The sequence below is a fragment of the Rouxiella chamberiensis genome, from assembly GCF_026967475.1.
GTDB classification, from domain to species: domain Bacteria; phylum Pseudomonadota; class Gammaproteobacteria; order Enterobacterales; family Enterobacteriaceae; genus Rouxiella; species Rouxiella chamberiensis.
In genome coordinates, this window is the sequence record NZ_CP114058.1 from 4,197,034 (window position 1) to 4,213,217 (window position 16,184).

Genomic DNA, 16,184 nt, shown 5'->3' on the forward strand with positions numbered 1-16,184 from the left:
ACAGCATGACAGATGTAACCGTAAAATCGCTGGCAGCGGAGATCCAAACTCCTGTCGATCGCCTGGTACAGCAATTTGCTGACGCAGGGATTGATAAGTCTGAAGCTGACTCTGTCACCCAGCATGAAAAAGAAACATTGCTGGCGCATTTGAATGGTGGAAATTCGAATGCGACAAACAAACTAACGTTGCAACGCAAAACGCGTAGTACACTTAATGTTCCGAGCACCGGCGGGAAGAGTAAATCGGTGCAAATCGAAGTCCGCAAGAAACGCACTTATGTTAAACGTGATATGACCGAAGCAGAACTTGCCCAGGCCGAAGCGGAAGAGCAGTCAAAGCGTGAAGCGGAAGAACAGGCTCAGCGTGTAGCACAAGAGCAGGCCCAGCAAGCGGCCGCTCAAGAGAAAGCTAAACGTGAAGCCGCTGAGCAAGCCAAACGTGAGGCCGCTGAAAAAGCTAAGCGTGACGCAGCGGAAAAAGATAAAGTGACGAATCAACATACCGATGAAGTAACCAAGCCAGGTCAGGCAGAAAAAGCACGCCGCGAAGCAGAAGCCGCAGAGCTGAAGCGTAAAGCGGAACAGGAAGCCCTGCGCAAAATCGAAGAGAACGCCAAACGCGTTGCCGAAGAAGCACGTAAGATGGCCGACTCCGGCGTATGGACTGAAGCGACTGCCCCTGGCGAAGCCGAAGCCGAAACTGCCGACTACCACGTCACCACTTCCCAGCACGCACGTGCCGCCGAAGATGAAAATGACGCGAAAGTCGAAGGCGAACGCCGCACCCGTACTCGTGGCGGCAAAGCGACCAAGCAGAAGAAAGGCAATAAACTGTCTGAATCCAAAGCCGATCGCGAAGAAGCGCGTGCCGTTGGCCGTAATGGTAAAGGCAAGCGTAAGCCAAGCACCCTGCAACAGAGCTTCAACAAGCCTGTCGTAGCGGTTAACCGCGACGTTGTCGTTGGCGAAACCATTACCGTTGCCGAACTGGCCAACAAAATGGCCGTCAAAGGTTCTCAGGTCATCAAAACCATGATGAAACTGGGCGCAATGGCGACCATCAACCAGGTTATCGATCAGGAAACAGCTCAGCTGGTTGCTGAAGAGATGGGCCACAAGGTTATCCTGCGTCGTGAGAACGAGCTGGAAGAAGCGCTGATGAGCGACCGTGATACCGGTGCCTCGGCAGCGGCCGAACAGCGTGCGCCAGTCGTGACCATCATGGGCCACGTTGACCACGGTAAAACCTCTTTGCTCGACTACATTCGTTCAACGAAAGTAGCCGCAGGCGAAGCGGGTGGTATTACCCAGCACATCGGTGCATACCACGTCGAAACCGAAAACGGCATGATTACCTTCCTGGATACCCCGGGACACGCCGCATTTACCTCAATGCGTGCTCGTGGTGCCAAGGCGACCGATATCGTGGTTCTGGTAGTGTCTGCCGATGACGGCGTGATGCCTCAGACCGTTGAAGCCGTACAGCATGCGAAAGCCGCTGGCGTGCCAATCGTGGTTGCAGTAAACAAAATCGACAAGCCGGAAGCCGATCCCGATCGCGTTAAAACCGAGCTGTCCCAGTATAACGTCATGCCGGAAGAGTGGGGCGGCGAGTCTCCGTTCATCCACGTATCCGCGAAAGCCGGTACCGGTATCGACGACCTGCTGGAAGCTATCCTGCTGCAAGCCGAAGTTCTCGAACTGAAAGCGGTGCGCACCGGTATGGCGAGCGGCGTTGTTATCGAATCCTTCCTTGATAAAGGCCGTGGCCCTGTGGCGACCGTGCTGGTTCAGGAAGGTACGCTGAACAAGGGTGACATCATCCTGTGTGGCTTCGAATACGGCCGTGTGCGTGCGATGCGTGACGAAATGGGTCGCGATATCACCTCTGCGGGTCCTTCCATTCCTGTCGAAGTTCTGGGTTTGTCCAGCGTTCCGGCTGCGGGTGATGAAGTGACTGTAGTGCGTGACGAGAAGAAAGCGCGCGAAGTGGCACTGTATCGTCAAGGTAAATTCCGCGAAGTTAAACTGGCTCGCCAGCAGAAATCCAAACTGGAGAACATGTTCGCGAACATGACCGAAGGTGAAGTTTCTGAACTGAACATCGTGTTGAAATCCGACGTGCAGGGTTCTTGCGAAGCGATTTCCGATGCGCTGCAAAACCTGTCTACGCCTGAAGTTAAAGTCAAGATCGTGGGTATGGGTGTAGGCGGTATTACCGAAACCGACGCGACTCTGGCTGCAGCTTCGAACGCTATCATCCTGGGCTTCAACGTGCGTGCCGATGCTTCTGCTCGCCGCGTAGTTGAAAACGAAAGCCTGGATCTGCGTTACTACTCCGTCATCTATAACCTGATTGACGAAGTCAAGCAGGCGATGAGCGGTATGTTGGCGCCAGAATACAAACAGCAAATCATTGGTCTGGCTGAAGTTCGTGACGTGTTCAAGTCACCGAAATTCGGCGCTATCGCAGGCTGTATGGTGACTGAAGGTATGATCAAGCGTAACAACCCAATCCGTGTTCTGCGTGACAACGTGGTTATCTACGAAGGCGAGCTGGAATCCCTGCGTCGCTTCAAGGATGACGTTGCAGAAGTCCGTAACGGCATGGAATGTGGTATCGGCGTTAAGAACTACAACGACGTACGTCCTGGCGATGTGATCGAAGTCTTCGAAATCATCGAAATCAAACGTACCATCGCTTAACGTTTTACGTTTTTGATTGTATCCAGAACGATAGGGGGCCTTGCGCCCCTTATTTGTCTGGGGCCTGTTGAAGTAAAAGTGTGGAGTAAATAATTATGGCTAAAGAGTTCAGCCGTACCCAGCGCGTCTCCCAGGAGATGCAAAAAGAGATTGCCATCATTTTACAGCGTGAAGTCAAAGACCCGCGCGTAGGCATGGCGACCGTCTCCGGCGTGGAAGTTTCCCGCGATCTGGCTTATGCCAAAGTTTTCGTGACCTTTCTGGACGTATTGACCAGCGAACCCCAGGATCCCGACCGCGTTAAAAACGGTATCAAGGCCCTGCAGGACGCCTCTGGTTTCATCCGTACCCTGATTGGCAAGGCCATGCGCCTGCGTGTTGTGCCCGAGCTGACTTTCGCCTACGACAACTCTCTGGTCGAGGGCATGCGTATGTCCAACCTCGTGACCAATGTCGTGAAAAATGATGCCGAACGTCGTTCAGCAGCAGGCGACGACGAGGAATCATAATGAGTCGCCCACGTCGCCGCGGTCGTGATATTCACGGCGTTTTACTGCTGGATAAATCACTCGGTCTGTCGTCCAACGATGCATTGCAGAAGGTGAAGCGCCTCTACAATGCCAATCGCGCAGGGCATACCGGCGCGTTGGACCCGCTGGCCACCGGCATGTTGCCGCTGTGTCTCGGCGAAGCCACCAAGTTTTCGCGTTTTCTGCTCGACTCCGACAAGCGTTACCGCGTCATTGCCCGCATGGGGCAGCGTACGGATACCTCTGATGCCGAAGGCCAGATTATCTCCGAACGTCCGGTGACCTTTGGTCAGGCCGAACTCGACGCCGCGCTTGAAAGCTTCCGTGGCGAGACGCAGCAAATCCCTTCAATGTATTCCGCATTGAAATATCAGGGCCGTAAACTCTACGAGTATGCGCGCGAAGGGATTGAAGTGCCGCGTGAGTCACGCAGCATTACCGTTTATGAGCTGCAGTTCATTCGCTGGGAAGGCGAGGAAGTCGAACTGGAGATTCACTGTTCCAAAGGCACCTATATCCGCACCATCGTCGACGACCTTGGCGAGAAGCTGGGCTGCGGCGCGCACGTGACGTTTCTGCGTCGTTTGCAGGTAGCGACCTATCCGTTCGAGCGGATGGTGACCATGGAACAGCTTAACGAACTGATTGCCCGCGCCGAAGCGGAAGGTATCGAACCGCGTTTGCTGCTCGACCCGCTGCTGCTGCCGATGGACAGTCCGTGCGAAGATTTTCCGGAAGTCAATTTACTGCCCGTGGTGGCCGGCTATGTGAAGCAGGGTCAACCGGTGCAAGCCTCGGGCACGCCGCTTTCGGGCCTTGTGCGCATGACCGAAGGCGAAGAGCGTAAGTTCATCGGTGTTGGTGAAATCGATGATCAGGGCCGCGTTGCTCCCAAACGTCTGGTCGTAGAGTATCCTGAGTAAACGGCGGGTCTGCAATTGCAGGCCGGCGGTTAACACAGTGTTGCTCATGTTGCGATCGGGCATATCAAAGAGTAGAATAGCGCAGCTTATGCATGGGGTAGCTGAATTAGAGATCGGCGCCCGTTTAATTAATCTATAATATTTTGGAGTTCATTATGTCTCTAAGCGTTGAAGCTAAAGCTCAAATCGTTGCAGACTTCGGTCGTGGTACCAACGACAGCGGTTCTACCGAAGTTCAGGTTGCTCTGCTGACTGCACAGATTAACCATCTGCAAGGTCACTTCTCCGAGCACAAGAAAGATCACCACAGCCGTCGTGGTCTGCTGCGTATGGTTTCTCAGCGTCGTAAGCTGCTGGATTACCTGAAAGGTAAAGACGTAGCACGTTACACCAGCGTTATCGAACGTCTTGGTCTGCGTCGCTAAGTTAGCGAGTTTCAGTGTAAAGGGGCCAAGTTGGCCCCTTTATTCTAGGGAGCAACGGTAAACAGGCTATTGCCAGAAACCTTGTTTCTACGCTACTTTTTTATAAATACGTTTCTTTGTGAAGTTTTATAAAAAAGTAGAGTTTTAAAGAGTAGATTGTTAGCGAGATCTTCCATTGCAGAGGTTCGCGCGGCTAATGAGAGACTTTAATCCCGACGAGAGGGTTAAGGATTGTCATTAGTCGCGAGGATGTAATGTGAAGTTCAGATTTTATTGACGTGAACTGCTGTCATAACAGCTGCGCGTCGCAAAAAAGGATATTACATTGTCATTTCTTGATGCAAAAATTCGCAAGTTCCAATACGGTCAGCATACCGTAACGATCGAAACCGGCATGATGGCTCGTCAGGCCACCGCAGCCGTTATGGTTAGCATGGACGACACCGCGGTATTCGTGACCGTTGTCGGCCAGAAAAAAGCCAAGCCGGGCCAGAGCTTCTTCCCTCTGACCGTCAACTACCAGGAGCGTACCTACGCTGCCGGTAAGATCCCGGGCAGTTTCTTCCGTCGTGAAGCCCGTCCAAGCGAAGGCGAGACCCTGACTTCCCGTCTGATCGACCGTCCAATTCGTCCACTGTTCCCGGACAGCTTCCTGAATGAAGTTCAGGTTATTGCGACCGTTGTTTCCCTGAACCCGCAGGTTAACCCTGACATCGTTGCGATGATCGGTGCTTCTGCTGCGCTTAGCCTGTCAGGCATTCCGTTCAACGGCCCAATCGGTGCAGCGCGCGTAGGTTATATCAATGACCAGTACGTGCTGAACCCGACCGCCGACGAACTGCTTGAAAGCAAGCTGGACCTCGTTGTTGCCGGTACTCAGAACGCCGTTCTGATGGTTGAATCCGAAGCCGAAGTGCTGAGCGAAGAGCAGATGCTGGGCGCGGTTGTTTACGGTCACGAGCAACAGCAGATCGTTATCAACGAAATCAACGCGCTGGTTGCCGAAGCCGGCAAGCCAAAGTGGGACTGGCAGCCAGAAGCCGTCAACGACGCGCTGCACGCTCGCATTGCTGCGAAAGCCGAATCCCTGCTGGGCGATGCTTACCGCATCACCGACAAGCAGGAGCGTTATGCTCGCATCAACGTCATCAAGGACGAAGTCATCGCTTCCCTGCAAGCCGAAGACGAAACCCTGGATGCTGGCGAGATTGCCGATCTGCTGGGCGCTATCGAGAAGAACGTGGTGCGTAGCCGCGTACTGAGCGGTGCTCCACGTATCGATGGCCGCGAAAAAGACACCATCCGTGCACTGGATGTGCGTACCGGCGTTCTGCCACGTACTCACGGCTCTTCACTGTTTACCCGTGGCGAGACTCAGGCGCTGGTTACCGCAACGCTGGGTACAACCCGTGATGCGCAGAATCTTGACGAACTGATGGGTGCCAAAACCGACACCTTCCTGTTCCACTATAACTTCCCTCCGTACTCCGTAGGCGAAACCGGCATGGTTGGTTCTCCCAAGCGTCGCGAAATCGGTCACGGCCGTCTGGCGAAACGCGGTGTGCTGGCAGTCATGCCGAAGTTTGAAGATTTCCCATACACCGTTCGCGTTGTTTCCGAAATCACCGAATCAAACGGCTCATCTTCCATGGCTTCCGTTTGTGGCGCGTCACTGGCCCTGATGGACGCAGGTGTGCCAATCAAGGCCGCCGTTGCGGGTATCGCGATGGGTCTGGTTAAAGATGGCGACAACTTCGTTGTTCTGTCCGACATTCTGGGTGACGAAGACCACCTGGGCGACATGGACTTCAAGGTTGCCGGCAGCATCGACGGTATCACTGCGCTGCAGATGGATATCAAAATCGAAGGCATCACCCGTGAAATCATGCAGGCGGCATTGAGCCAGGCCAAAGGTGCTCGTACGCACATCCTGAGCGTCATGAACAATGCCATCAGCGAATCTCGCGGCGACATCTCCCAGTCTCGCGCCACGTATTCACACCATCAAGATTAACGCTGACAAGATTAAAGACGTCATCGGTAAAGGTGGTTCTGTAATCCGTGCGCTGACCGAAGAAACCGGCACGACCATCGAAATCGAAGATGACGGCACCGTGAAAATTTCTGCGACCGACAACGAGAAAGCGAAACACGCTATCCGTCGTATCGAAGAAATTACTGCCGAAATCGAAGTTGGCCGTATCTATCAGGGTAAAGTGACCCGTATCGTTGACTTTGGCGCATTCGTTGCCATCGGTGGCGGTAAAGAAGGTCTGGTTCACATTTCTCAAATCGCCGACAAGCGCGTAGAGAAAGTGACTGATTACCTGACAATGGGCCAGGAAGTTCCGGTCAAGGTTCTGGAAGTTGATCGTCAGGGCCGTGTGCGCTTGAGCATTAAAGAAGCGACCACCCCTTCTGAAGATTCGGCCGAGCCAGCTGCAGAGTAATCTGTAACCTGTAGTTTACAGCTCCCGGTTTAATCGCCGGGAGTTGTTCGTATCACGAGTGCAGGATGCACTTGTGCTAAGCAAGCGGATAACAGGAAGTTTGTCCAATGTTTGTCTTCGGGAGTTGAAATGAAGCCTTTCTTGCGCTGTTGTTATGTTGCGACAACACTTTTGTTGGCAGGATGCAGCAACCATGATTGGCGCAAAAACGAAGTCCTGGCGATCCCGTTGCAGCCTACTTTGCAGCAGGAAGTGATCCTGGCGCGTATGGAACAAATACTTGCCAGTCGCTCATTGACAGATGATGAGCGTGCACAGCTATTATATGAGCGCGGTGTGCTGTATGATAGTCTCGGACTCAGAGCACTAGCGCGAAATGATTTTTCACAAGCGCTATCTATTCGTCCTGATATGCCAGAAGTTTTTAACTACCTGGGGATTTACCTAACGCAGGCCGGCAACTACGATGCCGCCTATGAAGCGTTTGATTCTGTACTAGAGCTTGATCCAACTTACAATTACGCGCGTTTGAATCGCGGTATCGCCCTGTATTACGGTGGCAGATATTCGCTAGCGCAGGATGATTTGCAGGCGTTTTATCGAGACGATCCAAATGATCCCTTCCGTTCGTTGTGGCTATACCTTGCGGAGAGAGAAATCAATCCCAAGAATGCCGATGTAGCGCTTCAAGAGCGTTACGACAAAGCGGACAGAGGGCAATGGGGATGGAATATCGTCGAATTCTACCTTGGCAAAATCAGCGAATCTACGCTGATGGACCGCCTGAAGGCAGAAGCAACGGATAACACTTCGCTCGCTGAGCATCTCAGTGAAACTGACTTCTATTTAGGTAAGCATTACCTAAGTCTGGGGGACAAGGACAGCGCTTCTGCACTGTTCAAACTGACGGTAGCTAACAACGTTCATAACTTTGTTGAGCACCGCTATGCATTGTTGGAATTGGCGCTTTTGGGCCAAGAGCAAGACGACCTATCAGAATCGGACCAGCAATAGCTGACGACACTAATCAGCCTGATTAACCATGGCTTATGCCATTTTTAATCGTCTTAACGGGCGAGGGTTGCTTTGTTCGTTTTATAAACTAATTTGAGCCGGTTCACACTTTTCAATGAAAATGACTGAAAATTTTCTCGACGAGTTATGTAGACTGGCTGCCATTATTAATGAGGCACGTGTACATGACTACTGAGCTTGAAACCTCTTTTGCTGACCTGGGGCTGTCTGCTCCTATCATTTCTGCCCTGAACGATCTGGGCTACGAAAAACCATCACCGATCCAGGCCGAGTGTATTCCTCACCTGTTGAACGGTCGCGATGTTCTGGGTATGGCCCAGACCGGTAGTGGTAAAACTGCAGCCTTCTCGCTGCCACTGTTGCACAACATTGATGCTTCCCTGAAAGCACCACAAATTCTCGTTTTGGCCCCGACCCGCGAACTGGCGGTTCAGGTTGCCGAAGCCATGACCGATTTCTCCAAGCACATGCACGGCGTGAACGTTGTTGCATTGTACGGCGGCCAGCGTTATGACGTGCAGCTGCGCGCTCTGCGTCAGGGTCCACAGGTTGTTGTGGGTACTCCGGGCCGTCTGCTGGACCACCTGAAACGCGGTACTCTGAACCTCTCCAACCTGAGCGGTCTGGTACTGGACGAAGCCGATGAAATGCTGCGTATGGGCTTCATCGAAGACGTAGAAACCATCATGGCGCAGATCCCGGCTGAACATCAGACCGCGCTGTTCTCTGCAACCATGCCGGAAGCGATTCGTCGCATTACTCGTCGCTTCATGAAAGATCCGCAGGAAGTGCGTATCCAGTCAAGCGTAACCACTCGTCCGGACATCAGCCAGAGCTACTGGTCTGTATACGGTATGCGCAAGAACGAAGCGCTGGTTCGCTTCCTGGAAGCGGAAGACTTTGACGCAGCCATCATCTTTGTTCGCACGAAGAATGCGACCCTGGAAGTGGCCGAAGCGCTGGAGCGTAGCGGTTACAGCTCTGCTGCATTGAACGGCGACATGAACCAGGCCCTGCGCGAGCAGACTCTGGAACGTCTGAAAGACGGCCGTCTGGATATTCTGATTGCAACCGACGTGGCAGCACGTGGTCTGGACGTTGAACGTATCAGCCTGGTGGTAAACTACGATATCCCTATGGATTCCGAGTCTTACGTTCACCGTATCGGCCGTACCGGTCGTGCTGGCCGTGCGGGTCGCGCGCTGCTGTTCGTCGAGAACCGCGAACGTCGTCTGCTGCGCAACGTAGAACGCACCATGAAGCTGACCATTCCAGAAGTGGAATTGCCAACTGCAGAAGTGCTGGGTCAACGTCGTCTGGCCAAGTTTGCCGCTAAAGTTCAGCAGCAGCTTGAAAGCAGCGATCTTGATCAATACCGTGCGCTGCTGGCTAAACTTCAGCCTGCCGAAGAGCTGGACGTTGAAACTCTGGCTGCCGCACTGCTGAAAATGGCTCAGGGCGAACGTCCTCTGATCGTTGCTGCAGATCCAGTATTCAAGAGCCGTCCACCGCGTCGTGAATTCGAAGACCGTGGTGACCGTCCTTCACGTGGCGACCGTCCTGTTCGCGGTGATCGTCCTTCACGTGATGGCGATCGTCCAGCGCGTGATGGCGCTCCACGTCGTGAACGTCGTGACGCTGGCGAGATGGAACTGTACCGCATTGAAGTTGGCCGTGATGACGGTGTCGAAGTTCGTCACATCGTTGGCGCTATCGCCAACGAAGGCGATATCAGCAGCCGTTACATCGGTAACATCAAGCTGTTCGGTACCCACTCAACTATCGAGCTGCCTAAAGGTATGCCGGGCGAGATCCTGTCTCACTTCACCCGTACCCGCATCCTGAACAAGCCGATGAACATGCAGTTGATGGGCGATGCAGTGCCACAGTCCGACCGTCGTGAACGTCCGGCCGGTGGTGATCGTCGTGGTAACGGTGCGCCGCGCTCTTTCAGCGGTGAACGTCGTGAAGGTGGTGCAGGCCGTGGCCGTCCATTCAACGGCGACCGTCGTGACGGGGGTAACTCTGCAGCCGGCGAACGTCGTCCGCCAAGCCGCGCACCACGTCGCACAACTGACGCATAATCTGTCCGACTTTCCAAAGTCCCGATAGATGAGCAATAAGAACCAGCCTCCGGGCTGGTTTTTTTTGCCTTAACACCTCTTATTTTTGTTTGGCGCAGTCAAAAAGCGTCGTCACACGGCTGCCCGACTTTATTCAGCGCGTTGTTAATGCCAGCACGCAATTCGGCCAACGCTTTTTCTTTCTCGTCAATTTGCACCAGTTTGCGTTGCAGGCAGGCGCGTTTTTGTTCGCCGGTAAACTGATCATCGACCCATACGGCCAACACGTCGGCGATTTCTGCGAGGCTGAAGCCCAACATCTTGGCATGTTTGATCATCTTCAAACGCTGTAAATCCACGGCGGAATAGACTTTATAATTGTTGCTGCCGTTGGGCTGCGGAATTTTTTCCAGCAGGCCCTGACGCTCATAATAACGCACCGTATCTTTAGGCAATCCGGCTTTTGAACAGAGTTCGCCAATTCTCATCGTGACCTGCTTCGAGTAAGTTGAGTTGTGCTTGACCGTAGACGCTAGTCCACGGTTTATTCTGTTTGCAGCATATCGTCAAACAGGAAGAGAAACATGGATTCTTTTGATTACACTGATAAAACGGCGCTGATTACGGGAGCATCGTCGGGAATTGGCCTGGAGTTTGCCCATCAGCTCGCGGCACGCGGCGTTGCGTTGATCTTGATTGCCCGCTCCCGTGAAAAACTGAATGCGCTCGCCACCGAGTTAACTCAAAAGCACGGTGTTGCCACTACGGTTATCGTGCAGGATTTAGCGCAGGCACAGGCGAATGCTGCCCTCGTTGCGCGGCTAAATGAATTGCGTCTGTCTCCCGATATCCTGATAAATAATGCCGGCTTTGCCACCTACGGATTTTTTGAGGCGCAATCTGTGGAACGCCAGAAAGAAGAGGTGCAGATCAATTGCCTGGTTCCCGTCGAGCTGACTCATTCCCTATTGCCCGCCATGCTGACGCGCGGTTCCGGAGTGATTATTAACGTGGCGTCGACGGCGGCGATGCAGCCAGACCCTTACATGGCGATTTACGGCGCGAGCAAGGCATTTTTGCTTTCATTTTCGAATGCGCTTTGGGCCGAAAATCGGACGCGCGGTATTCGTGTCCTGGCCCTCTGTCCGGGGGCGACGGATACCGCCTTTTTTGAAGTGGTCAATGCCGAAGAAGCTTCGGTCGGAAAAAGAATGACGCCAAAAAGCGTGGTTTATCAGGCTCTCCACGGCGTTGACAAGAATCGTCCTTCGCTGATTACCGGCTGCAGTAATTGGCTGCTGGGGCAATTATCACGCTTCCTGACCCGTCACCGCCTGCTGCTCGTCGCAGAGAAAATATTGCGGCCCAAATAAAGGCGTTAGCCCCAGCAGCCCAAAAAAAGCCTATTGATCATCACGATCAATAGGCCCGATTGAGTAGTCCTGCCAAAAATGCAGACTAAAAAATTAGTCGAGGCGCGGGGTTTTAAATACTTCGCCCTGAAGCTCGGACACAATTTCGAACGAGCGCAGACGCGCGGCATGGTCGAAAATTTGTCCGTTAATCATCAACTCGTCGGCATCGGTTTCTCGCAGAATCGACTGCAATCCCTGACGAATGCTCTCTTTATTGCCGACCACGGACATTCTCAAGGCCTGGTCAACGCCGAAACGCTCCTGCGCTGACCACAGGCTCTCGATGTTGTCGACAGGCGCAGGCAGTTTGCCCGGATTCCCGCGACGCAGATTGATAAACTGCTGCTGATTCGAGGTGAACATCCGGCGCGCTTCTTCGTCGGTGTCGGCGGCAATCGCGTTGACACAGACCATGGCATGCGGCTTCTCGAGCTGTGCGGAAGGCTGGAATTTGCTACGATAGATAGCCAGCGCCTGGTAGAGCATATCCGGCGCGAAGTGCGAGGCGAAGGCAAACGGCAGACCCAGCGCTGCGGCGAGTTGCGCACTGTAAAGACTCGAGCCCAGCAACCAGATGGGCACGTGTAGACCTTGCCCCGGAACGGCCTGCACCGCCTGACCGGTCTGTACCTCGCCAAAGTAGTGCTGGAGTTCCTGCACATCCTGCGGGAAATTATCAATCTCACCGGACATATTACGGCGCAGCGCAATCATGGTGCGCTGATCGGTGCCCGGCGCGCGGCCCAGTCCCAGGTCGATACGATCGGGATAAAGCGTGGCCAGCGTACCAAACTGTTCAGCGATAACCAGCGGAGAATGGTTTGGCAGCATCACGCCGCCCGAACCGAGTCGAATCGTTTTGGTCCCCGATGCAATAAAGCCGATGAGTACAGAGGTTGCCGCACTGGCTATCCCGGTCATATTGTGATGCTCGGCCAGCCAATAGCGCTGGTAACCCCACTTTTCGGCGTGCTGCGCCAGATCCAGCGAGCACTGAAAGGCATTGGCCGGATTTTTGCCCTGTGGAACCGGCGCGAGATCGAGTACAGAGAAAGGGACAGGAATGTTTTTAGCGTTCGCTTCAGACATAATAATTTCCACCTCGTAGACTCTGGCGAAAGTTAAATCTTTGCCAGCTAATGATAAAAACCAGTATTCACCATTTCCTGCACACTGAATACGCTATTTGAGCGGTATTCACGACGTTTGCCGCTGTTCAAGAAGTAACTCAACACAATTCAATACCTTATAAACCACCACATTATGTGCTTAAATTACTCTCATTAAATAAAAAAGAAGGTAAGGGTTCGATGAACAAAAAGGTCTTATTCACGCTGCTGTTGGTCGCAGTGGTGATTTCTCTTGCCGTCCTGTTTCGAGCCAGCAATCAGTCTTTGTTATTGCAGGGTGAAGTCGATGCACCGGAAGTTATCGTGGCCTCCAAGGCCAAAGGGCGAATTGTCGAACGTCATGTGCGCCGAGGCGATGACGTCAAGGCAGGTCAACTGCTGATAACCCTCGACAGTCCCGAGTTGATGGCGCAGTTGCGTTCATTGCAGGCGTCACGCGATCAGGCCAGGGCACAACTGGACCTGTCCTTGAACGGCACGCGCGAAGAGAGCATCCGCAACCTCAAGGCGGCACTGGCGCAGGCGCAGGCCACCTACGTCAATGCCCGCGACCTTTATAACCGCAATGCCCGTATCGCCGCGAAAGGCTACATTGCCCAGTCTGATCTCGAAGACTCCCGCGAATCGCGCGACAGCGCCTATCAGCAGGTGCAGGCTGCCAAGGCCAATCTTGATGAAGGGGTAAATGGCGACAGGATCGAGCAGCGGGATGTTTACGCTGCCGAGTTACGTGCCGCCGAAGAAAATCTGCTGGAGATCAAGGCGCAAACCGATGACCTGCAAGTCAAAGCGCCGGTCGACGGCGAAGTCGGTCCGATTCCGACCGAAGTCGGCGAGCTTGAAAGCGCCGAAAGCCCGCTGCTGACACTGGTTCGGCTGCCGCAGGCCTATTTCGTCTTCAATCTGCGCGAAGATATTCTGGCCGGCATCCGCAAGGGCGATAAAATTCAGCTGCGCGTGCCGGGAATTGGCAATCGCAGGGTGGAAGCCGAAGTGCGCTATATCGCGCCGCTGGGGGATTACGCTACCAAACGTGCGACACGCGCCACCGGAGATTTCGACCTCAAAACCTTCGAGGTACGCCTGTATCCGCTGCAACCCGTTGAAGGACTTCGTCAGGGCATGAGCGCGCTGTGGCAGTGGAAAGCAGCCCACTAATGGCGCAGGCAACCCATCGCATAAAAGCCGCATGGCGCTGTTTTGGTCGCGCGTTCACCGCCGAGGCCAATACCGCCTTTCGGCGTCCGGTTATCCACTGGCTCTGCTGGTGTTTTCCGCTGATTCTGTTTGCGCTGATTGCGAGCAACTTCTCCGAAGGCACCTTGCTTGACCTGCCCGTGTCGGTCGTCGATAACGACCACAGCAAGCTGTCGCAGGAGATAACACGCAAACTCGACGCCGGTTCCCACGCGCACGTCGTTGCCTACGAAGGCGGGCTGCAGGAGGCGGAATACCGCCTGCGCACCGCCGAAGATTACGCGCTGCTCTACATTCCGCCGCGCTTCGAAGCCGATGTACTGGCAGGCCGTCAGCCGAGCGTGGTGCTTTACTACAATGCGCTGTTTTACGGGGCAGGGCTTTATTCGACGCAGGATTTCAGCGGTCTGATTACCGAGCTAAACAGCAGCTATCGCAGCATTATTGCTACCGAAATCGGTAAAACCGTGCCGTCGCTGGCCAGCGTCGATCTCTCCTATGGCAGCCTGTTCAACGCCAGCGGCAGCTATATTTACTATCAGCAGTTTGCGGCCACCATTCACCTGCTGCAACTCTTTACCGTGACGTGCATGATTTACGTGATGGCCCGCAGCCAGTCGTTGCTTGCGTCGCCGTCTTTCACCTTCGCGCTGCTCGGCAAGCTTGCACCTTATACGCTCTGTTTCACCACGCTGTTGATGGTGGAGATTGCGCTGCTGGTCGGCGTGTTCGATGCGCGGGTGAGTGGCAATCCGCTGGACATGCTGATTATCGCCTTCTTTTATGTGATTTCCGCGCAGAGTCTTGGCTTGCTGCTGTTTACCTTTACCAGCACCACGATTACGGCCTACACGCTGATGGCGACCTTTGTGGGACTGGCGCTGACCTTTTCCGGCATGGCGGTGCCTGAACTGTCGATGTCACTGCCCGCGAAGATTATCTCCGAAATAGAACCGCTGACCCACGCGCTGAACGCCATGTTCGACGTCTTTCTGCGTCAGGTGCCGAGCACCCGAATCCTGAGTGTGTGCGCCGTCTTGCTGGTGTATCCGCTGGTTACCGGTCTGCTGGTGCACCGCAAACTGTACCTGCGTCTCAAGAAACAGGAGCCGGGCAAATGAAGCGTGGAGAAGCGTTCTCAATCTACTGGCACACCTTTGCCCACTCCCTGTACGGCATGCTGGAAAAGCCGATGTGGATGATGCTGCTGATTTCGCTGTGTCTGATGAGCACCGTGTATGCGCACCGCACCGTCTGGGATCTGCCCGTCGCGGTGGTCGATCAGGACCACAGCAGCGCCAGCCGTATGCTGACGCGCGACCTCGATGCCACGTCCAAGGTTGAAACGGTCAGTTACGACAGTATTCCCGAAGCGCGGCGCGATTTGGGTCTGCGCAAGCTCTTTGCCGTAGTTATTATGCCGGTCGACCTTGAAAAGAAGATTCTGGCGGGCGAAGACATTGTCATTCCGGTGTATGGCGATGCCACCAACCGGCTGGCCAATGGTCAGATTCAGCAGGACGTGCTGGCGGCCTATCAGAGTCTGCTGTCGCAATACAACACGCAGTTGCTGCTGCAAAACGGGTTTAGTACGCGTCAGGCCAGCGTACTGCTCACGCCCATCGTTGGACAAACGCTGGATCTGTTTAACCCCGGCATCAGTTTTGCGGCCATTATTTTCCCCGGTCTGCTGGTAATGCTGTTGCAGCACTCCCTGCTGATAGCCAGCGTGCGGGTCAATATCACCCTGAAAAATACGCCGGACGGCAAGGCTTCGCTGCCCGCATTCTTCGGCGCGCTTTCGGCGCTGGTGCCTATCTGGCTGTTTCTTTCCATCGTATTGTTCGTGCTGTGGCCGTGGTTGCTGGGTTATCGGCAGACGGCCAGTATTCCCGAAATCATCCTGCTGACCTTCCCGTTTGTGCTGGCGGTCATGGGATTGGGTAAGTTTGTGACCGAATGTCTGCGTAGCGTCGAAATGATTTATCTGACGCTGTCCTTTGTCACCATGCCGGTGTTCTATCTTTCCGGCACTATCTGGCCGAGACAGGCGATGCCCGACTGGGTATATGGTGTGTCGTCAATGCTGCCGTCAACCTGGGCGACCAAGGCCATTGCGGGCGTAAACCAGATGGGACTGGCATTTAGCGAGGTGGGCAGCGATATCATGAAGCTGCTGCTACTGTGCGTGCTGTATACCGCACTGGGCATCGGGCTGGGTATTCTGCGCGACAGCGGCCGCCTGCGCACTCTGCTGCACCGCAAGAAGCCGTTGAAGAACGATTGATGACCTCGCCTGACGAGCAAC

13 protein-coding genes and 1 pseudogene are annotated in these 16,184 nt (G+C 54.2%); 12 read left to right on the plus strand and 2 right to left on the minus strand.

Annotated elements, in window-relative coordinates; genetic code table 11:
* The first annotated feature begins 5 nt into the window (after positions 1-5).
* From infB to O1V66_RS19660, 8 genes and pseudogenes are all read left to right on the plus strand, one after another.
* The gene (infB, locus tag O1V66_RS19630; protein WP_045049018.1) at positions 6-2,708 is read left to right on the plus strand and encodes a translation initiation factor IF-2; all 2,703 of its coding nucleotides are present in this window, start codon (positions 6-8) and stop codon (positions 2,706-2,708) included.
* Between the two features lie 95 nt (positions 2,709-2,803).
* The gene (rbfA, locus tag O1V66_RS19635; RefSeq protein WP_045049019.1) at positions 2,804-3,217 is read left to right on the plus strand and encodes a 30S ribosome-binding factor RbfA; all 414 of its coding nucleotides are present in this window, start codon (positions 2,804-2,806) and stop codon (positions 3,215-3,217) included.
* On the plus strand, positions 3,217-4,161 hold the full coding sequence (truB, locus tag O1V66_RS19640; RefSeq protein ID WP_045049020.1) for a tRNA pseudouridine(55) synthase TruB: 945 nt from the start codon (positions 3,217-3,219) through the stop codon (positions 4,159-4,161). The genes rbfA and truB overlap by 1 nt, the downstream gene beginning before the upstream one ends.
* A gap of 155 nt (positions 4,162-4,316) precedes the next feature.
* Positions 4,317-4,586: a 30S ribosomal protein S15 gene (gene rpsO / locus O1V66_RS19645; protein ID WP_045049021.1), complete on the plus strand. Its 270-nt coding sequence runs from the start codon at positions 4,317-4,319 to the stop codon at positions 4,584-4,586.
* A 325-nt stretch (positions 4,587-4,911) separates the two neighbouring features.
* A pseudogene (gene pnp, locus O1V66_RS19650) lies at positions 4,912-7,036 on the plus strand (polyribonucleotide nucleotidyltransferase).
* A 129-nt stretch (positions 7,037-7,165) separates the two neighbouring features.
* Positions 7,166-8,050: a lipoprotein NlpI gene (gene nlpI, locus O1V66_RS19655; protein ID WP_045049023.1), complete on the plus strand. Its 885-nt coding sequence runs from the start codon at positions 7,166-7,168 to the stop codon at positions 8,048-8,050.
* A gap of 121 nt (positions 8,051-8,171) precedes the next feature.
* Positions 8,172-8,246, plus strand: coding sequence for a protein YrbN (yrbN, locus tag O1V66_RS21955; RefSeq protein ID WP_223499600.1), 75 nt, complete (start codon positions 8,172-8,174; stop codon positions 8,244-8,246).
* A complete protein-coding gene (locus O1V66_RS19660; protein WP_045049024.1) occupies positions 8,236-10,155 on the plus strand; it encodes a DEAD/DEAH family ATP-dependent RNA helicase in 1,920 nt (639 codons plus the stop codon). The genes yrbN and O1V66_RS19660 overlap by 11 nt, the downstream gene beginning before the upstream one ends.
* 98 nt (positions 10,156-10,253) lie before the next feature.
* On the opposite strand, the gene O1V66_RS19665 is transcribed toward O1V66_RS19660, so the two are convergent.
* Positions 10,254-10,622: a MerR family transcriptional regulator gene (locus tag O1V66_RS19665; protein ID WP_045049025.1), complete on the minus strand. Its 369-nt coding sequence runs from the start codon at positions 10,620-10,622 to the stop codon at positions 10,254-10,256.
* Between the two features lie 96 nt (positions 10,623-10,718).
* Here O1V66_RS19665 and O1V66_RS19670 point away from each other — a divergent pair, with 96 nt between their 5' ends.
* The gene (locus O1V66_RS19670; RefSeq protein ID WP_045049026.1) at positions 10,719-11,507 is read left to right on the plus strand and encodes an SDR family NAD(P)-dependent oxidoreductase; all 789 of its coding nucleotides are present in this window, start codon (positions 10,719-10,721) and stop codon (positions 11,505-11,507) included.
* A gap of 93 nt (positions 11,508-11,600) precedes the next feature.
* Here O1V66_RS19670 and O1V66_RS19675 read toward each other — a convergent pair whose 3' ends face one another.
* Positions 11,601-12,638: a luciferase-like monooxygenase gene (locus O1V66_RS19675; protein ID WP_045049027.1), complete on the minus strand. Its 1,038-nt coding sequence runs from the start codon at positions 12,636-12,638 to the stop codon at positions 11,601-11,603.
* Between the two features lie 221 nt (positions 12,639-12,859).
* Between O1V66_RS19675 and O1V66_RS19680 the strand changes: the two genes are divergently transcribed.
* Genes O1V66_RS19680 through O1V66_RS19690 form a run of 3 tightly spaced genes read left to right on the plus strand, consistent with a single transcriptional unit; the run spans position 12,860 to position 16,163 of the window.
* The gene (locus O1V66_RS19680) at positions 12,860-13,837 is read left to right on the plus strand and encodes an HlyD family secretion protein (protein ID WP_045049028.1); all 978 of its coding nucleotides are present in this window, start codon (positions 12,860-12,862) and stop codon (positions 13,835-13,837) included.
* On the plus strand, positions 13,837-14,997 hold the full coding sequence (locus O1V66_RS19685; RefSeq protein WP_045049029.1) for an ABC transporter permease: 1,161 nt from the start codon (positions 13,837-13,839) through the stop codon (positions 14,995-14,997). Before O1V66_RS19680 ends, O1V66_RS19685 begins: the two co-directional genes overlap by 1 nt.
* A complete protein-coding gene (locus O1V66_RS19690; RefSeq protein ID WP_045049030.1) occupies positions 14,994-16,163 on the plus strand; it encodes an ABC transporter permease in 1,170 nt (389 codons plus the stop codon). The genes O1V66_RS19685 and O1V66_RS19690 overlap by 4 nt, the downstream gene beginning before the upstream one ends.
* Positions 16,164-16,184 lie beyond the last annotated feature (21 nt).